Source organism: Chryseobacterium sp. CBTAP 102 (genome assembly GCF_003201365.1).
Taxonomy (GTDB): Bacteria; Bacteroidota; Bacteroidia; order Flavobacteriales; family Weeksellaceae; genus Chryseobacterium; species Chryseobacterium candidae.
Genome location: NZ_QICX01000009.1, coordinates 58,945 through 79,594 on the forward strand (window position 1 = coordinate 58,945; position 20,650 = coordinate 79,594).

General features: G+C 36.5%; 20 protein-coding genes and 1 riboswitch. Of the genes, 11 read left to right on the forward strand and 9 right to left on the reverse strand.

The features are described 5' to 3' along the window. Nucleotides 1-15: 15 nt before the first annotated feature. The 7 genes from C8D70_RS13460 (at nt 16) to serS (ending at nt 8,076) form a co-directional block, all read left to right on the forward strand. Nucleotides 16-1,152, forward strand: coding sequence for a hypothetical protein (locus tag C8D70_RS13460; protein WP_110367647.1), 1,137 nt, complete (start codon nt 16-18; stop codon nt 1,150-1,152). 86 nt (nt 1,153-1,238) lie between these two features. After that, the gene (locus tag C8D70_RS13465) at nt 1,239-1,727 is read left to right on the forward strand and encodes a hypothetical protein (RefSeq protein ID WP_110367648.1); all 489 of its coding nucleotides are present in this window, start codon (nt 1,239-1,241) and stop codon (nt 1,725-1,727) included. A gap of 99 nt (nt 1,728-1,826) precedes the next feature. Continuing rightward, a complete protein-coding gene (locus tag C8D70_RS13470) occupies nt 1,827-2,960 on the forward strand; it encodes a glycosyltransferase (protein ID WP_110367649.1) in 1,134 nt (377 codons plus the stop codon). A 5-nt stretch (nt 2,961-2,965) separates the two neighbouring features. Then, nucleotides 2,966-4,219, forward strand: coding sequence for a lipopolysaccharide biosynthesis protein (locus C8D70_RS13475; protein ID WP_110367650.1), 1,254 nt, complete (start codon nt 2,966-2,968; stop codon nt 4,217-4,219). 66 nt (nt 4,220-4,285) lie between these two features. After that, nucleotides 4,286-6,184: an asparagine synthase (glutamine-hydrolyzing) gene (asnB, locus tag C8D70_RS13480; protein WP_110367651.1), complete on the forward strand. Its 1,899-nt coding sequence runs from the start codon at nt 4,286-4,288 to the stop codon at nt 6,182-6,184. Between the two features lie 38 nt (nt 6,185-6,222). Beyond that, nucleotides 6,223-6,741: a hypothetical protein gene (locus tag C8D70_RS13485; protein ID WP_110367652.1), complete on the forward strand. Its 519-nt coding sequence runs from the start codon at nt 6,223-6,225 to the stop codon at nt 6,739-6,741. Nucleotides 6,742-6,807: 66 nt separating this feature from the next. Further along, on the forward strand, nt 6,808-8,076 hold the full coding sequence (gene serS / locus C8D70_RS13490; RefSeq protein WP_110367653.1) for a serine--tRNA ligase: 1,269 nt from the start codon (nt 6,808-6,810) through the stop codon (nt 8,074-8,076). Nucleotides 8,077-8,126: 50 nt separating this feature from the next. On the opposite strand, the gene C8D70_RS13495 is transcribed toward serS, so the two are convergent. From C8D70_RS13495 to C8D70_RS13535, 9 genes are all read right to left on the reverse strand, one after another. Continuing rightward, entirely contained in the window at nt 8,127-8,864 is a 738-nt protein-coding gene (locus tag C8D70_RS13495; RefSeq protein WP_076595418.1) for a hypothetical protein, read from the reverse strand. A 20-nt stretch (nt 8,865-8,884) separates the two neighbouring features. Then, nucleotides 8,885-9,610, reverse strand: coding sequence for a sulfite exporter TauE/SafE family protein (locus tag C8D70_RS13500; RefSeq protein ID WP_110367654.1), 726 nt, complete (start codon nt 9,608-9,610; stop codon nt 8,885-8,887). Next, on the reverse strand, nt 9,601-10,053 hold the full coding sequence (locus C8D70_RS13505; protein WP_110367655.1) for a FixH family protein: 453 nt from the start codon (nt 10,051-10,053) through the stop codon (nt 9,601-9,603). The genes C8D70_RS13500 and C8D70_RS13505 overlap by 10 nt, the downstream gene beginning before the upstream one ends. Before the next feature lie 10 nt (nt 10,054-10,063). Beyond that, a complete protein-coding gene (gene ccoG / locus C8D70_RS13510; RefSeq protein ID WP_076595421.1) occupies nt 10,064-11,518 on the reverse strand; it encodes a cytochrome c oxidase accessory protein CcoG in 1,455 nt (484 codons plus the stop codon). A 95-nt stretch (nt 11,519-11,613) separates the two neighbouring features. Continuing rightward, nucleotides 11,614-12,495, reverse strand: coding sequence for a cbb3-type cytochrome c oxidase N-terminal domain-containing protein (locus C8D70_RS13515; RefSeq protein WP_076595422.1), 882 nt, complete (start codon nt 12,493-12,495; stop codon nt 11,614-11,616). 10 nt (nt 12,496-12,505) lie between these two features. Then, nucleotides 12,506-12,706, reverse strand: a complete 201-nt coding sequence (locus C8D70_RS13520; protein ID WP_076595423.1) for a cbb3-type cytochrome oxidase subunit 3 — start codon at nt 12,704-12,706, stop codon at nt 12,506-12,508. Nucleotides 12,707-12,728: 22 nt separating this feature from the next. Then, nucleotides 12,729-14,990 (reverse strand): cytochrome-c oxidase, cbb3-type subunit I, encoded by a 2,262-nt coding sequence (gene ccoN, locus C8D70_RS13525; RefSeq protein WP_076595424.1) that lies wholly within the window; start codon nt 14,988-14,990, stop codon nt 12,729-12,731. A 21-nt stretch (nt 14,991-15,011) separates the two neighbouring features. Next, nucleotides 15,012-15,224 carry a cbb3-type cytochrome oxidase assembly protein CcoS gene (gene ccoS / locus C8D70_RS13530; RefSeq protein WP_076595425.1) on the reverse strand — a complete coding sequence of 71 codons (213 nt, stop codon included), beginning with the start codon at nt 15,222-15,224 and terminating at the stop codon, nt 15,012-15,014. 109 nt (nt 15,225-15,333) lie between these two features. Further along, the gene (locus C8D70_RS13535) at nt 15,334-17,712 is read right to left on the reverse strand and encodes a heavy metal translocating P-type ATPase (protein ID WP_110367656.1); all 2,379 of its coding nucleotides are present in this window, start codon (nt 17,710-17,712) and stop codon (nt 15,334-15,336) included. 88 nt (nt 17,713-17,800) lie between these two features. Between C8D70_RS13535 and C8D70_RS13540 the strand changes: the two genes are divergently transcribed. From C8D70_RS13540 to C8D70_RS13555, 4 genes are all read left to right on the forward strand, one after another. Further along, nucleotides 17,801-18,514, forward strand: a complete 714-nt coding sequence (locus C8D70_RS13540; protein ID WP_034692595.1) for a Crp/Fnr family transcriptional regulator — start codon at nt 17,801-17,803, stop codon at nt 18,512-18,514. Between the two features lie 62 nt (nt 18,515-18,576). After that, nucleotides 18,577-19,392 (forward strand): 3-methyl-2-oxobutanoate hydroxymethyltransferase, encoded by an 816-nt coding sequence (gene panB, locus C8D70_RS13545; RefSeq protein ID WP_076595427.1) that lies wholly within the window; start codon nt 18,577-18,579, stop codon nt 19,390-19,392. Nucleotides 19,393-19,395: 3 nt separating this feature from the next. Continuing rightward, on the forward strand, nt 19,396-19,710 hold the full coding sequence (locus C8D70_RS13550) for a hypothetical protein (protein WP_047377337.1): 315 nt from the start codon (nt 19,396-19,398) through the stop codon (nt 19,708-19,710). 11 nt (nt 19,711-19,721) lie between these two features. Continuing rightward, nucleotides 19,722-20,399 (forward strand): RluA family pseudouridine synthase, encoded by a 678-nt coding sequence (locus tag C8D70_RS13555; RefSeq protein WP_076595428.1) that lies wholly within the window; start codon nt 19,722-19,724, stop codon nt 20,397-20,399. Between the two features lie 130 nt (nt 20,400-20,529). Then, nucleotides 20,530-20,626: riboswitch (TPP riboswitch) on the forward strand. Nucleotides 20,627-20,650 lie beyond the last annotated feature (24 nt).

A 20,650-nucleotide genomic window follows, 5' to 3' on the forward strand; every position in this document is an offset into this window, starting at 1 on the left:
ATCTTATACAGGTTTATGAAGCTGAAATGGAGGCTCTCCTTTTTGTTTATCATTTCTATACTTGCTCTTCTTACATTCTGGAATTATAAGAACAGAGTATATGATTGGGATATGCCCGGCTATATGGGATGTATGTATACTTCCGAGTTCCCGGATTCTCCGGATAAAGTCCGGATTATTACGTACAAAGACATAAAAAAAGAAGCTCCAGCAGAACACTATACAGACATCATCGGAATAAAGCAATGGGATATTCCAAGGCAGTATTTCGTAAAAAATACACAATCTTTTACAGAACAATTACCCTATTTTCAAATCAAAGTAGGGTATATTCTTGTAATAACTCTTTTTTATAAGCTTGGCTTCACAGCGCCAATGGCAGTTCTGTTTACCAGCCTTATTTCTTACTTTTTTTCAGGAGTATTACTTTTTTATATCCTGAAACTGCTGTTTCCAAAGAAATATGGGCTTGCAATGATTGTAACGGTTGCTGCAATGCTTTTACCTCCAATGACTTATATGTCGAGAGTTTCTACGCCAGATATGTTTATTTTTCAGTTTATGCTGATCTTTATTATCGGTTTAATTAAAAAATGGAACAAATGGGGAATGTTTGTACTTTTATTCAGTATTACTTTTATAAGACCGGATTATATTACATTCACTCTGACTTATATTATGGCTGTTTTCTTTTTCCATTATTTTCAGGAAAAGAAAATTGATTTTTCTTTTATTATTCAGGGAACAGTGCTTCTGGCAATGTATCTCGCAATCATTAAGTTTTATCATTATCCTGGATGGAAAGATTTGTTTTATGATACTTTTATTGACCGAAGACCTATTATTTCAACACATCCCATCGATGTTACTTTAAAAGACTATCTAAGCATTATTTACATCAAAATCATTTATTTTAAAAAAGTAACTTTATCATTAGCCATTATGACCGGAGTGATATTCTGGCGTTCCAAAGACGTGTGGGTGAGGATGATTTCAGTTCTTTTTGTGGTGAATGTCTATATCAAATTCTTTTTCTTTCCACAGTCTGCAGCTTTAAGGTTCTTCTTCCCTTTTATCTTTCCGGTTTTTATTATGATGCTTTACGTACTGAGTAAAAAATACAATGATCTTAAACTCGGGAAAATTGCGTAATTTTGTCTTTACAATGATACGGACATTCAATAGTAACTAAAATAAATATTGATTGTTCAATGTGTTGAAAAATAAATACTTACATTATGAAAATCGAAGAATCTAATATTGTAGAAACCAACGACTACAGAGTCATTATATATCCGGCTTCAAGACCTTTCGAAACCAAAGAAGCAAAAGCCATTACCGAAAAACTATTTGATTTCCTTGCAACATGGGCAGCTCATGGAAAACCGCTTTCTTCTTCTTTTAAAATTGAAAAGAACCAGTTTATCATCGTATGCGTGGACGAAGAAAAAGAAATGGCTTCAGGATGCAGCATTGATGCTTTAGGAAAGGTGATGAGAGAAATTGATGAAGAATATCAATTGGGTCTTTTTGACAGAATGAAAGCAAGCTTTGTAGAGAATGGTGAAGTAAAGACTTTAAAATTAATTGATTTTAAAACAAAACTTAGAAATGGAGAGTTATCAGACAATATCCAGGTTTTTGACTTCTCCAAAAATACTTACCTTGACTTTTTAAGCCACTTTCTCCTTCCTTTGGAAAAGAGCTGGGCAGCTTCTATAAAATAATCGCTGTAGAGCTGATACAAAAGAAATAATCATAAAGTGGAAAATATATTTCCACTTTTTTGTTTTAATGTATATTTGTACAGATTCGAGCAGATACTAATGCCTAAAGTACTTTTTTTAACGACCTCCCACAGCTATAATGATGACCGCATTTTTTATCATCAGGCAAAAGCTCTTAGAGATAACGGGTATGAAGTAAAAATATGCAGTTTATACACAGACTATAAAGGTATTATGGATGGGATTGAAATAGAATCTTTCGCCGTTCTTGAAGAAAGTATAGGAACAAAAATGGAAACTTTCAGAAAAGTCTGCCTTGCTTTTCATCCGGATTGCATCATTGGCTCTGAACCTCTGGCCATAGTAGCAGTAAAGAAGTTTGTAAAAGAACACAGGATAAGCTGCATCTATGATGTTACAGAATGGTATCCTTCCATGTCAATGCTTCAGAAGTACCGATTTCCGGCTACCATTTTTCAGGCCATAAAGTTTTCTCTTATTCAGCTGTATGCAGGTTTTTTAAGTACCCATTTTATTTTTGGAGAAACTACAAAAAAGTTCCCTTTGGCCTTTTTTTTTGGATTTAAAAAACAAATGATTCTGCCTTATTATCCGGCTTCTGTTTATATTAATGAAAGTATAAAAGAACTCACTCCGGGAAACATCACATTATGTTACACGGGTCAGATTTCCAAAGATAAGGGAATTGAAAATTTCTTTAAAGCTGTAGATCTTCTCCGTCAAAAAGTTCCTGATCTTCATATTAAAATTCTGATCATAGGAGCAGCAATACACGAAAGTGATGATGTGTATTTTAGAACATTAGTAAAGAACTATTCTTTTGAAAATATAGATGTTAGAAAACCGACTGGTTTTGAGAAGTTTACAGAATCGTTTGCAGAAGCTGATCTTTGTTTTGATCTTCGGGAAATTAATTTTGAAAACAATCATTCGCTGCCGATAAAACTGTTTTATTTTATGGGAGCAGGAAAACCTGTGATTTATTCAGATTTGAATGGGATCAGGAAGCATATGGGAGAGCTTTCTTTTGGAAGCCTGGTTAACCCTCATGATGCTGAAGCAATTTCGGATATTATCATCCATTATATCAGGGATCCGGAATTCTATCATTCCTATGCCGTCAATGCACGAAAAGAATTTAAAGAAAAATATAATTGGGAACTTATAAAAGATTCCTTCGTTGATTTTGTAAAAGAGTCTATTGATCAATAATCACTATGCAGCTTACTATCCTTAAAACCTTTGTCTCCCGTTTTCTTATTCTGATCCTGAGTTTCGGACTGGTGATCTATTCTACGAATATGTGGGGAAGTGAAGGTAAGGGAACCATTTCTATTGTGGTGGCCAATGCAGCAGCAGTAAGTTTTTTCAGCAGTATCTTTTCCGGAAGCAGTGCTTCATATTTCGCATCAAGGTTTAAAATAGAAAAGGTTTTATTGTATGCCTATCTGTGGTCTCTTCTGACTGGTCTTTTAATTCCTTTTTTATTCAGTATAGCTTCTATTCAGGGTGAATATCTATTGTATCTGATCGGAATATCTGTTTTTTCTTCACTCTTATCTACCAATATCAGCTTGTTTATTGGAACACAAAATATTAGAAAGTTTAATGTGTATACTGTTTTACAACAGTTGGTCCATATTATCTTTATAGGAATATTGGTATATGGGTTTGGAAAGAAAGATGTTACTGTGTATTTTCTTGCACAGATTGGCTGCCTGGCACTTCTTTTTATGACCAGTTTTTTTCAGATTATTAAAAAATGTAAGATTTCTGAGATATCATTCTGTAAAGACGTGGCCAGGAATATGTTTGAATATGGCTGGAAAACCCAATTAAGTGCTTTTGTTCAGTTTTTGAATTACAGGCTTTCGTTTTATTTCTTAGAATATTTTGAAGGCATAGCCAGTGTTGGAATATTCTCCGTCGGAGTTACTTTCTCGGAAGCGATATGGACCATTACCCGCAGTATTGCTGTCATTTTATACTCAGATGTTGTCAATAGTAAAAGCAGGGAAGAATCTATAGGGAAAACCAAAGAATCTTTGAAACTGACTTTTTTTCTGATGATAGGTTTTGTATTGGGGATCATTATCATACCGTCTCAGGTTTACGAGTTGATTTTCGGAAAAGAATTCAGAGAGACCAAAGAAATAATGCTGCTTTTATCCCCGGGAATTTTTGCCATTGCGGTAAGTGATATGGCGGGACATTATTTTTCAGGAATACGGGAACTTAAAATATTGAATATCAAATCAATTGCGGGTCTTTTGGTTACAGTTGTTTTTTCCTTCATTGCAATACCCAGATGGGGAATTTTGGGAGCATGTATTGCAACTACATCTTCCTATTTTGTTTCTGCGTTTCTGTTATTCAGAAAATTTTATAATTCCACTCCCTTTAATTTGAAAGACTATACGGTTACAAAAGAAGAGATACAGCTCTTAAAACAGAAATTTTGGAAGAAATAATTACTTCCGACACCTCTATAAAATAAAGTCATTTTCCTATTTTTACAGATATATTAACTCATCACTATGTGCGGAATCAGCGGTTACTATTCATTTCATAAAAGTATTTCCTCAAAAAATATTCTGGAAATGAATAAGGCAATCAGACACCGTGGGCCGGATGATGAAGGATTCTGGATATATAGTAACGGAGAGAGAGTTTCTTTTTCAGGAAATGATTCCACGCAAAAGATCAAAGAACAGTTTCCGGTTTTAAAAGATGAGAATTCTGCTATTGCTTTAGGTTTCCGAAGATTATCTATTATTGATCTTTCTGAAAAAGGGCATCAGCCTATGCTCTCGGAAGATGAACAGATCATTATTACCTTTAACGGAGAGATTTATAATTTTAAAAAGTTAAGAACTGAACTTGAATCTTTAGGACATTTCTTCCGCAGCAATTCTGATACTGAAGTTATTCTCAAAGCTTATCAGGAATGGGGAAATTCTGCCTTTGCAAAATTAGATGGGATGTTTGCCGTTTGTATTGTAGATCTTTTCTCGCAAAGACTTGTACTGGCAAGAGACAGGGTAGGAATGAAGCCTCTTTTTTACCATTACAGCAAGAACGGTCTGGTTTGGGCATCAGAAATAAAAGCATTGCTGAAGAATGAACTGGTAAAGCCTGAAATCAACTGGAATGGAGTCTATACCAATTTTCTTTTTCAGACAACGTTGGCTCCGCAAACCTGTTTTCAGCATATTTTCTCTCTGGAATCTGCTTCTTTTATGACTGTTGATTTAAACAATCATAAAATCATCAAAGATAAATTCTGGGAGATGCCTTCGCCGTCTGAAAAAAATATTTCTGAAGAAGAGGCTGTGAGAACAATAGATCAGCTGCTTTCCGAAAGTATTTCAGAACAATTGTATGCAGATGTTCCCGTAGCAGTAATGATGAGTGGTGGAATTGATTCAACGTTAATTGCTTCAAAATCAAAGTCTTTCAGCGGTCATATTAATACATACACAGTAAGTTATCCGTTTTCGGAAGAAGAAGTAAATAATGCATCTCTGGCCGCCAGACATTTTGGAGTTCTGCATAAGATAAAAAAAGTAAATGATGATGAAGCGCTGAAAGATCTTAAAGAAAATATTCAGCATTTTGAAGAACCTTACAGCAGCTTTGAAGTCTTGATTAATGCCGCAAAATATGCACATGATCAGAATTTTAAAGTCGTATTAAGCGGAAATGGTGCCGATGAACTTTTTGCTGGCTATTCCCATACGCTGAAGCTGAACAGATGGCTTCTGATGAGGAATTTTAATTTTATGAGCCCTTTTATCTTTACAAAAGATAAGTTTTCACAACGGGTTAAAAATTATTTCTCTCAGGATAATATGTTTGATTTCTTCCGCCAGAGCCAGATCAGTATGATGCCTTTCGAAGCTAAAAGTCTTATAAAACCGGATATTTATAGTAAAATTGATTCAAATCTTTCAAAATATCATCTTTCAGAAACAAAAAACTATTCAGGATACTTTGAATATGATATGAAATATTCTCTTTCATCCCATCATGTTTTCCGGGATGATCTGAGTGCCATGAAATACAGTGTTGAATTTCGTTATCCCTATTTAAGTAACAGTTTAATAGACTATGTTTCATCACTGCCTCAGAACATCAGATTTAATGGAACTCAGAATAAACCTTTATTGCGTAAAACAGCTGAAAAATATCTCCCTCATGAAGTGTTGAATATGCCTAAAAAAGGATTCTCATTTCCTGTCAATTATTTCATTAAAAACGAAAAAAGAGTAAGAGACTTTATCACGGAAAATCTTGAATGTTTAAAAAAAAGAAACTTCTTCAATGCTGAAGTAATTGACCAGTGGTGGAATCATCAGGAACATGAGTATGACTGGGTAAAAATATGGCAGCTGGTTACATTTGAGTTATGGTATCAGAAATATTTTGAAAAATAAAGCAGGAGTCTATAGATTAATATTTTACCTTTGTATTTATGATGAAATATTTTTGCGGCATTTTTGTAGCGTTTTTTGCACTCATCAGTTGTAAAAATGATGATGATTCTTTGCAGAGAATAGATCAGGCACTTAATATCTATATGAAAAACAGTGCGGGTCAGGATCTTCTGAACAGTAAAAAAACCGGATCTTTTACAGGATATTCGGTGAATGATATTTTTGGAAATAAAGATAATTCTCCGGTAAATATATCATTAAGGATGACAACCGATTCATTGTTTTATATGGATTATCTGGCAGGAGCTAAAAGAAGAAAGCTGGATTCGATAAGCCCGGAAAATCCGGGGACAGGAACTTCCTATCATTCCAAAATGTTGATTACTTTTACAAAAAGCACCAACGTAAATGATAATGTAACAGGGATTTTGGAAATTCAATATCGCAATACTCCTACTGTATTTCAGGTTTCAAAGGTATTGTATGACGGAAATGAAGTGTTTTCAAAAAATGCTGATGCACCAACTTCGATAAATACCGTTACGATCACAAAATAATTTTTAAATTTGTACAATTGTTAGCTGATTTTAAGCTAAATATCTAATATTTAACATCTAAATAAAATGTTACAAGTCAATTTTTTGCGCGACAATAAGGAACGCGTTTTAGAAGGTCTTCAAAAAAGACAATTCAAAAATCTTGAGTTGGTAGACGAGGCTATCGCTGCCGACGACGAAAGAAAAAGAATCCAGTTTGAACTAGATTCCCAGCTTTCCGAAATCAACAAAATTTCGAAAGAAATTGGTCTTTTGATGAAAGAAGGGAAAAAAGAAGAAGCGGAATCTGCAAAATCTAAAACAGCACAATACAAAGAGTCGAGCTCAGAATTGAAATCCCAGTTAGAAGTTAAAGAAAACGACTTGCTGAATATTCTGTACCAGCTTCCCAACATTCCAAATGAATTGGTAAAAAGTGGTGCTTCTGCGGATGATAACGAAATTATTTTCCAGTCTCATCCGGTAGAAGGTCTGGGTGACGGGGCTATTCCTCACTGGGAACTGGCAAAAAAATACAATCTCATCGATTTTGAATTGGGAGTTAAAATTGCCGGAGCCGGCTTCCCTGTTTATTTAGGGAAAGGAGCAAGATTGCAGAGAGCTTTGGTTCAGTATTTCTTAGACAAAAACGTAGAAAAAGGATATACAGAAGTAAATCCTCCTCACGTTGTGAATGAAGCATCTGGTTTTGGAACCGGACAGCTGCCGGATAAAGAAGGACAGATGTATTATATCAATGAAGATAAATTATATTTGATTCCTACGGCAGAAGTTCCTGTGACTAACCTTTACCGTGACGTTTTGCTTGAGGAAAAGGATCTTCCTATCAAAAATACGGCATTCTCTCAGTGCTACAGAAGAGAAGCGGGAAGCTATGGTGCCCATGTAAGAGGATTGAACCGTCTTCACCAGTTTGAAAAGGTTGAAATCGTAAGAATTGAAAAACCTGAAAACTCTTACGCAGTTTTGGAGGAAATGGTAGAGCATATCAAAGAAATTCTTACAGATCTTGAACTTCCGTTCAGAGTATTAAGACTTTGTGGTGGTGATACTGGCTTTGCCTCTGCAATGACATATGACTTCGAAGTCTGGAGTGCGGCTCAGGAGATGTGGCTGGAAGTAAGCTCAGTGTCTAACTTTGAGACATTCCAGGCCAACAGATTGAAATGCCGTTATAAAGGAGACGGTAAATCTCAGTTGGTTCATACCTTAAATGGTTCAGCAATGGCATTACCAAGAATTATGGCTGCTTTGCTGGAGAATAACCAGACAGCAGAAGGAATCAAACTTCCTAAGAAGATCGCAGAATATGCAAGATTTGATATGATCAACTAAACGACTTTAGTTACCATAAAAAAGCCACCGGATTCCGGTGGCTTTTTGCTTTACTCAGTAACGATGATGATCTTTTTATCAGCGTTTTTGAGTTTCGTGTCTTGATCATAAATAGCTTTCAGATCATAATCTATCCTTATAGAATGGTCATCAATCTGTTTTACCCAGTCGTGTTTCCCGGAAATTGACTTTATTGGGCTTTCAAATTTTATTGTAGTTCCTATTTTTTTGAAAAACATGACCATCATGCCGGCAATTTTTTCACTTTCTTCCTTTGAACTTTTGGTTTTGATAGCCTCTTCAATACTTTTAAGATTAAAATTATCCGTATTGATTGTTAAGGTCTTTCCATCCCAATGGTTGTAAATATTCTGATCCAGAGGAATCTTTTCAGTTTTTGTGAAATTTTTCAGAACCTGATAGTCCTCCGCGGTAAAATGCTCCATTTTGAATGAAAATCCAGCCAGCTTTTGCTCTTCCTTCATTGATTTCATGAAAACCTTTTTCATAATTCTGATGGAATCCGGATTTTCGGTTTTCAATTTTCCTTCCTGTTTGGCAAGATCATACATACTTGTCCAGGCAGTCGGAAGCTTATCCATTTCGCTGAATTCCTTCTGCTTTAATGAGTCCGGTGTCATAGCCATCATTTCAGACATAAACTCTCTTGTATCGATATCGGTGATAGAAGAGGAGGCTGCATCTTTATGATAGACAATTTCAGAATTGACACTGCACGACTGCAATGTGAAAAGGCTTATCAGAAATAAGATGATGGTTTTCTTCATGGTTTATTTAATATACTAATTTAATGACAGTTTACAGCTCCGTTTGGATCTTTAATAATCTTCATAGCTTCTGCTTTGGGAGAAACATATGGAATTCCGAGTTCAAGGCCTCTCAGAATAAATAATCCTCCTAAAATGATCATGATTACCGGAACCGCTTTCAATACTTTTATCCTGAAAGCCTGATTCATAAGATTTCCGGCTAAAACAATAGCAAACATAAACGGAAGGGTTCCAAGACCGAATAAGGCCATATATAAAGCTCCCTGCCATATTCCTCCGCCTGCAAGACTGGCTGTAAGGGCCATATAAACCATTCCGCACGGTAAGAAACCATTCAGAAGGCCTGTTGTAAATCTTGAACGGTAATCCGCCTTCTGAAGAAGTCTTCCCAGGTTCATTTTTACGGTGTATAGGAATTTGGAGAGGAAAGGGATTTTTGAGGCAAAATCTTTTCCTCCGAATGAAAATACAGCCATAATAATCAGAAGAACTCCTGCAGTGATCGTCAGGTATTTCTGAAAGCCTGCCATTTCAAATCCCTGTCCGATAATACCCAGAAGCGCACCCAATAATGAATAGGTGAAAATTCTCCCAAACTGATAGGTAAGGTTCTGAAGATAGTAATTGGCGGCTTGTTTTTTAGTTAATCCCATCGACAGGGCAATAGGACCACACATTCCGATACAGTGAAAACCGGAAGCAAAGCCTAATGCAATAGCCGATACAATAAGTCCTATTTCCATATCACGTCATAATCCATTCGGTAGTCTGTTTTGTCTTTAGTCCAGCTCAGTCTTAGTGTATAATTACCCATTTTCAGTACCTGTGCAGGGATGGTGAAAGACTGGGCGGCATCAAGCTGAACAGATTTTTTGATGTCTAAATTCTGGTCGTCGGTTCTGTTTAAAACAAATTTTACCGTAGTATTGGAGTTGTTATATTCTTTTGGAAAAGTAATTTTTATTCCTTGGGTATCCTGGCTGTATACAGGTTTTTGCTGCAGTTCATCTGCTTTTTTCTTCGCATCAATGACATCCTGATACTTCAACTCCTCTTCATAATAATTATCTGTAACCATTTCAGAGTTCTTCTGTCCGTTCGGGAAAAGAAACATCATGGATAATATAAAGATAATAAATGCTAATAATGCAATGACAACACCATGTCCCCAACTAAAGTTCTTCATTTTTTTCTAATTAAAATTGCAGTTTGAAAGGTCCTTCAAAATAAGTCTGGTATGAATCAATCAGTTTACCTTTCATATCGTAAACACCAATGGTGATATTCTGCTTAGAGAGTTTCATATCACCTTCAGGGAAACTGATATTGATTGTTCCTTTTGAAATTTTATCTCTGTCTACCTGAATCTTACTGGATGCACTATAGGTAATTTCCCCATGTGCCGGATCAATTACTTTAATGGTAACGATTTTTTTATCGTTCGTTTTATTAAGGAAAGTATAATTATAAGTATTGGTAATTTTACCGTCTCTTACAAAAAAAGTGCTACCTGCCGGTTTAATGAACTTGGCCTCCATTTCACCGCGGCTATACAGAAGATATCCTAAGAATCCTACAAGAAGCAACAGGAATATTGAAAAACCTTTCATTCTTCCTGTAAACTTGAACTGAGTTTCTTTTTCAATTTCATTTTCAGAAGCATATCGGATCAGTCCTTTTGGAAGGCCTACTTTTTCCATGACTTCATCACAAGCATCAATACACGCCGTACAGTTAATACATTCCAGCTGCTGTCCGTCTCTGATATCAATTCCTGTAGGACAAACTACGACGCATTGATGACAGTCTATACAGTCTCCTTTACCTGCCGCTTTTCTGTCTTCTCCTTTTCTCCATTTTGATCTGTTTTCTCCTCTTTTGAAATCGTAGAAAACATTGATGGTATCTTTATCAATCAATACACCCTGAAGTCTTCCGTAAGGACAAACCAATGTACAAACCTGTTCTCTGAACCATGCAAATACAAAGTAAAATGCTGCGGTAAGAAGAATCATTACAATAAAATTGGTAGGGTGTGCAAATGGCCCTTCACCAACAATTTTAAATACTTCTTCATATCCTACGATATACATGAACATGAAGTGAGTGATGATTAATGAAATGATAATGTAAACAGACCATTTTAAGCTTCTTTTCCAGATTTTCTCACTGTTCCACTCCTGTCTGTCCAGCTTCATTTGCTTATTTCTGTCACCTTCAATCAGGTATTCGATTTTACGGAAGATAGATTCCATAAAAATTGTCTGAGGGCAAATCCACCCGCAGAAAATTCTTCCGAACGCAATCGTAAAAACAATAATAAAGATTAAAGAGGCAATAGCACCTAAAGTGAGGATAAAAAAGTCCTGTGGATAGAAAGGCTGTCCAAAGATGAAAAACTCCCTGTCTATAACATTAAACATCAATAATGGGTTACCATTGATTTTGATGAATGGTAATGTAAAATAAACAATTAAGAGTAAATAGCTTACAATGTTTCTATAGTTGGTGTACTTTCCTTTAGGTTTTCTTGGAAAGACCCATCTTCTTTTTCCGGATTGCTCCATTGTCCCTATAGAATCTCTGTAAGTCTCAGGGTCCAGAACCTGTCCCTGTCCGCCGCGTACTTCTATTTCTTCTATGTCTGACATATGTAATAGGTTTTAAAAAAGAAAAAACATAATTCGTTACTATTTTAATCTAATAACAAATTATGTTTTTTTCATATATTTTCTAATTTTTTAAATTATTCTTTTTCCCAATGTGCTTCAGTTCCCTGAGGAGCTGCTCCTCCCTGAGCCGGAGTCACTGGTGGTTGTTCCTGGTTGATGTGATATACATACGCTGCAATCTTCTCAATCTCTGCACCTGAAACTTCTCCGTTTTTACCGAATGCTCTCATCGAAGGGTTGGTAGGAGAACCATTCCAGTCCATATGGAATACGTTTTTGAATAACGTTTTCTCAGGCTGGTTGATCCAGTAGTTATCAGTAAGGTTGGGTCCGATACCTCCACTACCGTCTTCTTTGTGACAAGATGCACAGTTTGTTTTGAATAATTCTTTACCTTCTGCAATGTTATCAGCTGAATATTTTGCTGTTTCAATTGTTACAGGAGGCTGAGATTTCTGGTATTCTTCAATACTAGCTAGCTGCTCTTTATATTCTTTTTCATATTCGCTTAACGGGTGAGCGAAGTCTGTGAAAGAGTATGCTGCAATATATACAATACAAAAAGCGGTCCCAAAATAGAATAAGCCTACCCACCATTTCGGTAACTGGTTATCCAACTCCATGATCCCGTCAAAACCATGGTCGATAAGGATATCTTTTTCTTCAGAAGCAGATTGCTTTTTGAACGCACTTTGGTACAATCTTTTAAAATAAGGTACTTTCTTTTCAGCTAAATAAGCTGCCTTTTCTTCAGGAGATAATTTCTTGAATTTGTTGTTCTCAATAAGGTCTCCGATAGCTGCATGAATATAAGCAAGGATCCCAGCGATAACAACAGTTCCCCAGAAGTAAGGTGAAGAAAGGAACGCGTAGCTCTGTACAAATAAATAATAAAAAACTATTAAAAGTCCGATTATTATTAAGATGTTTATAACAACAGGTGTTCTTTGTTTCATAAAAAATAGTTTAATTTTTTAAATTAAAATCGTCATCTTCATCATCCCCAAGCGGTGCCTCTTCTTCTTCTTTGTAATATTTTTTAGGTCTGCTAAAAACATAGATTACTAATGCGACGAAGAACAGCATAAAGAAAATCAGAGCCAGTGTCTGGTAGAAGCCAGCATTTTCAGTATTGGATAATATATCTTTAAAGTTCTGAGGAATCATAGTATGAACTTTTTAATGTTTTTTAGTTATTACTTGCTGTTTTGATTTCAGTTGTTTTGATATCCGTACCTAATCTCTGAAGATAAGAAATAAGAGCTACAATTTCTTTTTTCTCTAATTCTCCCTGAGGTCTCTTCGCGTAGGCCTGCTTAAGGTCATTCGCTTCGGAGAAGATATCTTTCACAATTTTTGCCGATTGGTTATTAGCCCACTTGTCTGCAGAATCGATTTCAGCCTTAGTATAAGGTACATCGAATACATTCTTCATCAGCTTCATTTTGTCTACCATCTTGGTTCTGTCTAAGTCAGTAGCAATTAACCAAGGATAACGAGGCATGATAGAACCTGCAGAAGTTGATCTTGGGTTATACATGTGCTTATAGTGCCAAGAACTTGGGTTTTTACCACCTTCTCTATGTAAATCCGGTCCTGTTCTCTTAGAACCCCATAGGAATGGTCTGTCGTATACGAATTCTCCAGCTTTGGAGTATTGTCCGTTTTTACCGTTGAATCTTGTAATCTCATCTCTGAATGGTCTGATCATCTGAGAGTGACAAGCGTTACATCCCTCACGAATATAGATATCTCTACCTTCAAGTTCCAGCGGTGAATAAGGCTTCACTGCAGAAATTGTAGGTACACTTTTCTTAAGAGATAGTGTAGGGATAATTTCAATTGAACTACCGATAGATATCGTGATGAAAGATAGGATACCTAATAATACCGGAGTTCTTTCCAGCCAAAGGTGAGTACCTTCTCCTTCTTTTCTGTTTTTGCTGATGTTAGCCAACGCAGGAGCTTCAGCAGGAACTTCTTTCTGGAATGATCCTTTTCTTACTGTAGCGATTACGTTTACAATCATTAGGATAGATCCTGAGATATAGAATAAACCTCCTACGAATCTCATTTTGAAGTAAGGAATAATTGCCGTTACCGTATCCAGCCAGTTTTTCCATAATAAGGTTCCGTCCGGGTTGAACTGCTTCCACATTAATCCTTGTGTAAATCCTGAAATATACATTGGAACTGCATAGAAAATAATTCCTAAAGTACCTAACCAGAAATGCCAGTTAGCTAATTTTACAGACCAAAGTTTTGTTCTCCACATGATTGGTACCAAATAATAGATAACCCCGAATGCCATGAAACCATTCCATCCAAGAGCTCCTAAGTGTACGTGACCGATAACCCAGTCTGTAAAGTGACCAATTTTGTTGATGTTTTTAGTTGCCAAAAGCGGTCCTTCAAACGTTGCCATACCATAACAGGTAACAGCTACTACGAAGAACTTAAGGATAGGGTTTTCTCTTACTTTATCCCAAGCTCCTCTTAGTGTAAGAAGACCATTTAACATACCTCCCCAAGATGGTGCAATAAGCATGATAGAGAAACCTGTTCCTACTGCCTGAGCCCAAGCTGGAAGAGCTGTATACTGAAGGTGGTGAGGACCAGCCCAGATATATACGAAAATTAATGACCAGAAGTGAATAATAGACAATTTATACGAGAATACCGGTCTGTCTGCAGCCTTCGGAAGGAAGTAATACATTAAACCCAGAACCGGAGTTGTCAATACGAATGCAACCGCATTGTGTCCATACCACCACTGTACAATAGCATCTTTTACCCCTGCGTATGCTGAATAAGATTTCCAGCCTGTGAAAGATAGAGGTACTTCAAGGTTGTTGAAGATGTGAAGCATTGCTACTGCAATCCATGTACCAATGTAGAACCAGATGGCTACGTAAAGGTGTCTCACTCTTCTCTTAGAAATAGTCAGGAACATATTGATACCAAAAATGATCCATGAGAATGCGATCAATATGTCGATCGGCCACTCATGTTCAGCATATTCCTTAGAGGTATTGATTCCCATAAAGAACGTAACGAACGTAGCAACGATCATAAACTGCCAGGTCCAGAAATGTAACCAAGACAGGGTGTCACTGTACATTCTTGTTTTTAATAATCTCTGTAATGAGTAATAAATACCCGTGTAAACGATGTTACAAACGAATGCAAAGATTACGGTGTTGGTGTGCAGCATTCTGATTCTACCAAAACCAAACGCACCATGAGTGTTTATTAACCCTTCAATGTTACCCGATGCCAAACTTTTAATGGTTGTGTCATCCGTCCCGAAAAAGAATTCAGGTAATTCCGGGTAGAAAAGCATTAATGCCGCCGTAAGCCCGAACGTAAATCCAATGAGACCGAAAACTAAGGTCGCATAAAGGAACGCACGGACAATACTATTGTCATAACTAAACTTCTGTGTTTCCATATCAACTATTCACTATTTTTCTCAATTTTTATTATTTTCTCCTATTTCTTTCTCGTCTTTATTTTTGTCGCCGGTTGCATCTTTTTCTTTGACTTTTTCGTCATCAAAAAGGATTCTGACAGCAGGAGATTCATCATCTTCAAACTGTCCTTTTCGGGCATACACTATAAATACGACCAAGAAAATCGCAGCCAAAGAAACACTGCAGAGGATCATTAAATATAGAATATCCATTGGACAACAAAATTAACCTATTTTCGGGTTTCAAATTTAGTGAAAAATAATGACATTCATCACGAAATGCCGATTTCAGCTAATTTAAAATCAGTCTAAATAAGGGCTTTTACGCCTGTTTTTTGAAATATTTACGGCCTAAAATCCAGGTAGAAACTGTGGTAAAGGTAACCACCGTAATTGAACTGATTGGCATAATGATTGCAGCGAAGAGCGGATGCATATGTCCTGTAACAGCGTAACTTAAACCAACAATATTGTATAAAAAACTGATTATAAATGTCATTTTCACAATCGTGATGGAACCTTTGCAAACGTTCAGATAATTGTCAAGAGTAACTACTTTATCTCCATTCATAATGACATCAGAAGATGGGGTAAAGCTGTTTGTATCATCAGCAATAGCAATTCCTACATTACTTTGTTTTAATGCTCCTGCATCATTAAGTCCGTCTCCAAGCATTGCTACTTTTAAGTGCTGATCCTGAAGGGATTTGATGTAGTTTAGCTTATCTTCCGGGCTTTGATTAAAGGACATTCCTTTGTAGTTTGGAATAAGCTCTTTAAGCTGGTTTTCTTCTGAGGAATTGTCTCCGCTCAGGATAAATATTTTGTAGTGGGTAAGCTTTGTGAAAAGCTCTCTCAGTTTCGGACGATACTCATTCTTAAAGATAAATTTACCTAAGTATTCTCCATTTTTGCTGATGTAAACTGCTGTTTCGAGATTTTTAGGCTCCTGGTTGTTGTAGCGGGCAGATCCGATTTTATAGAGATTTCCTCTTATGCTGGCTTCATATCCTTTCCCTGAAATTTCAACAAATTTCTCTACAGGGAAATACTCATCTTTCACTTCAATGAATTCGTACAATGATTTTGAAAGCGGGTGGTTGGAGTTCTTCAATAACGTCTTAATGTTCAGAGTATCAAATTCGTTGATCTCAGATCCTTCGTACTTGATATTGGATTTTTTCCTGTGAGTGATCGTTCCTGTTTTATCGAAAACAATTGTATCAAGTCTCGCGATTTTTTCAATCGTTAAAGTATCTTTTACATAAAACTTGTTTCGGCCTAAAATCCTCATAATGTGTCCAAAAGTGAACGGAGCAGACAGGGCAAGTGCACAGGGACATGCAATGATCAGAATGGCAGAAATAACCTGGAACATCTTCTCTAAATCAATAAATGCCCAATAAATTCCTGCAACAAGAGCAATGCCTAAAATGATGAATGTGAAATATTTACTGATGTTGTTTGTTAACGTGTCAAGCCCGGTTTCATGTTTTTTGAATGCTTCTTTATTCCAAAGCTGAGTAAGGTAACTCTGGTCTACATCTTTGATAACTTCCAGTTCCAGAGACGATCCTATCTGCTTTCCTCCGGCAAAAATCTTATCACCAGGCTGTTTGCTGATGCTTTCACTTTCTCCGGTGATGAAACTGTTGTCAATGTTTCCCTCTCCGTTGATCAGGATCGCATCTACGGGGATAATTTCCTGATTTCTTACCAGGATTCTATCACCTACTTTTATTTCAGACAATAGAATATTGTCCTGTTTTCCTTCGAAATCAACTTTCGTTACTGCAATCGGGTAGAAAGATTTGTAATCCCGGTCATAGGATAGGGCGCTGTACGTTCTTTTTTGGAAAATTTTCCCAAGAAGCATGAAGAATAATAACCCGCAAAGAGTATCGAAATATCCTGGACCATAATCTGTTACCACTTCGTAGATACTTCTTCCGTAGAGAACAAAAATTCCCAAGACAATCGGAACATCAATGTTGACGATCTTATTTTTTAAACCGTACCATGCGGATTTATAATAATCTGATGCTGAATAAAATACAACAGGTGTTGCCAAAAGGAATATCAAGGTTCTGAATAATCCCTTATAATGGTCCATCCAATAATCTTCTCCACCTATGTACTCAGGAAAGGCAAGGAACATTCCGTTACCAAAAGCAAAAGCAGCGATGGCAAACTTTACCAATAAAGATTTGTCAAGATGATCTTCATTTTTATCGGCAGTTTCAAGGCTGATAACGGGCTTATATCCTAGATTCGTTAAAAATTTAGCTAGTTCGCTTAATTTCATGTCGTTATGATTGAATGAAATCTGTAAGGTCTTTCTTGTGAAATTAACCTGCGAATATTTAATATGCTTATTTAACGTATGAAGGCTTTCCAATAGCCAGATACACGAAGAACAGTGAATGACAGGGATTTTGAAGGTGACAAGACTGGTGTTTCCTTCAGAAAAATCAGTCACTTTTTCAAAGATTTCCGGTGTGTCCAGGTAATCAAATTGAGAAGAATTTTCATCATTCGGACGAATTCCCGCTCCTTTATTAAGCTCATAGAAGTTGCCTAAATGATTTAAATTTAGAATCTCGTAAACAGACTTACATCCGTTACAGCAGAAAGTCTTTTCATCAAATAAAATTCTCTCTTTTTCTATCCCTTGACCACAATGAAAACAGTTCTCGCTCACCCCATAAAATATTGAACTACAAAATTATAACAAATTTTTTTGTTTATCGCGTTAAAAAGTTCTATTTTTGTGATAAATATCATATAAAATGCCGCAGGAACAACAGATAGCAATTGAAGAGAGGTTCGCCAGAGTTTTTAATGATAAATCATTTAAAGAAAGACTTTCTAGCGCAGATTTTGAAAAATATATTAATGGCAAAAAGAAACTGAGTTTTCAGAAACATGATACCATTTTCGAGGATGGCGAAACTCCGAAAGGAGTGTTTGTTCTGGAGAAAGGTGCTGCCAAACTTTCGAAATCAGGTGCGTTCGGTAAGGATCAGATTTTAAGATTTATCAAAGAAGGAGATATCATCGGCTATCGTTCTTTGCTTTGCGGGGAAAACTTCCAGGCCAAAGCAGAAGCCATGACAGATATTGAATGTGTATTCTTACCTGCGGATATCTTTATGTATCTGCTTGAAGTAGATCCACAGCTGTCTTTCGTAATGCTTCAGAAAATCTCCTACGAATTAGGAGAATCTTCCAATACCATTACTTTCCTTGCTCAGAAAACGGTAAGAGAAAGACTGGCAGAAATTCTTTTGCTGCTGGAACAGAAACTGGGTGTAGATCCTGAAGGCTTTATTAAGATCTCATTAACGAGAGAAGAAATTGCCAATATTATCGGTACTGCTACAGAAAGTGCCATCCGTCTGATCTCCGAATTCAAACAGGACAGTCTGATTGAAGTTGACGGAAGAAATATCAAGATTTTAAATCACGACAAACTCATGAAACTCGGTCACGTAGTTTTATAAATCATACAAAAAACTTAAGTCGGCTCAAGGCCGACTTTTTAACTTTTAAAAATAGATAAATTATGTCTGTTCACTCTGAAATTAAAAAAGTTACGACTGAAACCTTGCGTAAAATGAAATTCGACAAGGAAAAAATAACAATGCTTACCGCCTATGATTTTACCACTGCAAAGATGGTAGATGCAGGTGGAGTAGATGCTATTTTGATTGGAGACTCTGCAGCGAATGTCATGGCTGGTTTTGAAACTACATTGCCTATTACACTGGATCAAATGATCTATCATGCTCAAAGTGTGGTAAGAGGAACCGACAGAGCTTTGGTGGTAGCAGATTTACCTTTCGGAACTTATCAGAGTAATCCTGAAAAAGCATTGGAATCTGCGGTAAGAATGATGAAGGAAGGTGGAGCGCATGCGGTGAAAATTGAAGGTGGAAAAGAAATCTCCAAGTCTATCAAAAAGATCATCAATGCTGGAATTCCGGTAATGGGACATTTGGGATTAACCCCACAGTCTATCTATAAATTCGGAACGTATAAAGTAAGAGCAAAGGAAGAGGCAGAAGCTGAAAAACTGATTGCTGATGCTCAGCTTTTGGAAGAATTAGGCTGTTTTTCTGTAGTACTGGAAAAAATACCTGCGGAATTGGCGAAAAAAGTAACTGAAAGTATTTCTATTCCTACTATCGGAATCGGTGCCGGAGCAGAGTGTGACGGGCAGGTTTTGGTGTATCATGATATGGTAGGAATGAACAAAGGCTTCAGCCCGAAATTCTTAAGAAGATATCTTGACCTTTATACAGAAATTACAGGAGCAGTTTCTCAATATGTGAAAGATGTGAAAAGTGTAGAGTTTCCCAACGAAAACGAAAGCTATTAATCTATGCAGAATCAACAATCTATTCAGGGAATATTATCTATTGCAGCACTGATTTGTCTTGCTGTAGGATGGTTTAATTTATTCTCTCCGGAAATCAATCATTTACTTTCAAGAAAAGTATTTTATGTGCTGATAGGAGCGAGCTTCTTTATTCAGGCTCCGCTGCTTACGAATAAGAATTTTGTTTATGCTATGTATGCTGCAGCAGCTATCTGTGTATTCGGAGCATTTATTCCGGAAGGCTCAAAACTTTCGGCTGTAAAAACCGTGGGGCTTTTGGCGGGAATTATCCTGTCATTATCCAACAGAAGAAGATAGACTGAAAAAGTATGAAGGAGCAGATTATATATGAAGACAACCATCTTCTGGTGATTAATAAAAAGGTGGGTCAGCTTGTACAGGGCGATAAAACAGGCGATGAATCACTATTAGAATCTATCAAGAATTTTATAAAAATAAGAGATGCTAAGCCGGGAAATGTTTTTCTCGGCTTGGTTCATCGTATAGACCGCCCAACCTCCGGGCTGGTAATCTATGCAAAAACTTCCAAAGCGCTTTCCCGTTTGACACAGATGGTGAAAAATCGTGAAGTGAAAAAGACATACTGGGCAGTTGTGGGAAAAGAAATGATTCCTCAAAGCCAGAGACTGGTTCATTATTTAAAGAAAAACGAAAAGAATAATAAAGCCATTGTTTTTTCTAAAGCTACCGAAGGAGCAAAAGAAGCGATCTTAACTTATAATGTGATTAAGACTCTTGATAATTACCTACTTCTTGAAATTGATCTTGAAACCGGAAGACATCATCAGATAAGAGCGCAATTATCCAAAACAGGAATTCCGATCAAAGGAGATCTGAAATATGGAGCACCACGTTCCAACCCTGACGGAGGAATCAATCTTCATGCAAGAAAACTGGAATTTATTCATCCTGTAACCAAAGAAAATATTGAAATCATAGCTCCTGTTCCGCAGAATGATGCGATCTGGAGAGCTTGTGAAGAATAAATAATAAAAATCTTAAAACGATCAATATAAAATAAAGTCTGTCTCAATTTGAGGCAGACTTTTTACAATACCAGATTTCGAAGGTAGTTTCAAAAAATTTTGCTTATTACAAAATAATGTCTAACTTCGTTGCCAACTTTAGGGGTGTCTGTTACCAACAGACTGAGACTTTACCCTTTGAACCTGATCTGGATCATACCAGCGTAGGGAAAAGTAGATGACTTTTGCTGTACATTCTATTGTACAATAAT

Coding starts and splice junctions, on each gene's coding strand:
- C8D70_RS13485 (WP_110367652.1), top strand. CDS start 6,223: ATGATGAAATATTTTTGCGGCATTTTTGTAGCGTTTTTTGCACTCATC.
- ccoN (WP_076595424.1), bottom strand. CDS start 14,990: ATGGAAACACAGAAGTTTAGTTATGACAATAGTATTGTCCGTGCGTTC.
- C8D70_RS13460 (WP_110367647.1), top strand. CDS start 16: ATGAAGCTGAAATGGAGGCTCTCCTTTTTGTTTATCATTTCTATACTT.
- C8D70_RS13470 (WP_110367649.1), top strand. CDS start 1,827: ATGCCTAAAGTACTTTTTTTAACGACCTCCCACAGCTATAATGATGAC.
- panB (WP_076595427.1), top strand. CDS start 18,577: ATGTCTGTTCACTCTGAAATTAAAAAAGTTACGACTGAAACCTTGCGT.
- C8D70_RS13555 (WP_076595428.1), top strand. CDS start 19,722: ATGAAGGAGCAGATTATATATGAAGACAACCATCTTCTGGTGATTAAT.
- C8D70_RS13505 (WP_110367655.1), bottom strand. CDS start 10,053: ATGAAGAACTTTAGTTGGGGACATGGTGTTGTCATTGCATTATTAGCA.
- ccoG (WP_076595421.1), bottom strand. CDS start 11,518: ATGTCAGACATAGAAGAAATAGAAGTACGCGGCGGACAGGGACAGGTT.
- asnB (WP_110367651.1), top strand. CDS start 4,286: ATGTGCGGAATCAGCGGTTACTATTCATTTCATAAAAGTATTTCCTCA.
- C8D70_RS13540 (WP_034692595.1), top strand. CDS start 17,801: ATGCCGCAGGAACAACAGATAGCAATTGAAGAGAGGTTCGCCAGAGTT.
- C8D70_RS13550 (WP_047377337.1), top strand. CDS start 19,396: ATGCAGAATCAACAATCTATTCAGGGAATATTATCTATTGCAGCACTG.
- C8D70_RS13520 (WP_076595423.1), bottom strand. CDS start 12,706: ATGATTCCTCAGAACTTTAAAGATATATTATCCAATACTGAAAATGCT.
- C8D70_RS13465 (WP_110367648.1), top strand. CDS start 1,239: ATGAAAATCGAAGAATCTAATATTGTAGAAACCAACGACTACAGAGTC.
- C8D70_RS13515 (WP_076595422.1), bottom strand. CDS start 12,495: ATGAAACAAAGAACACCTGTTGTTATAAACATCTTAATAATAATCGGA.
- serS (WP_110367653.1), top strand. CDS start 6,808: ATGTTACAAGTCAATTTTTTGCGCGACAATAAGGAACGCGTTTTAGAA.
- ccoS (WP_076595425.1), bottom strand. CDS start 15,224: ATGGATATTCTATATTTAATGATCCTCTGCAGTGTTTCTTTGGCTGCG.
- C8D70_RS13500 (WP_110367654.1), bottom strand. CDS start 9,610: ATGGAAATAGGACTTATTGTATCGGCTATTGCATTAGGCTTTGCTTCC.
- C8D70_RS13475 (WP_110367650.1), top strand. CDS start 2,966: ATGCAGCTTACTATCCTTAAAACCTTTGTCTCCCGTTTTCTTATTCTG.
- C8D70_RS13495 (WP_076595418.1), bottom strand. CDS start 8,864: ATGAAGAAAACCATCATCTTATTTCTGATAAGCCTTTTCACATTGCAG.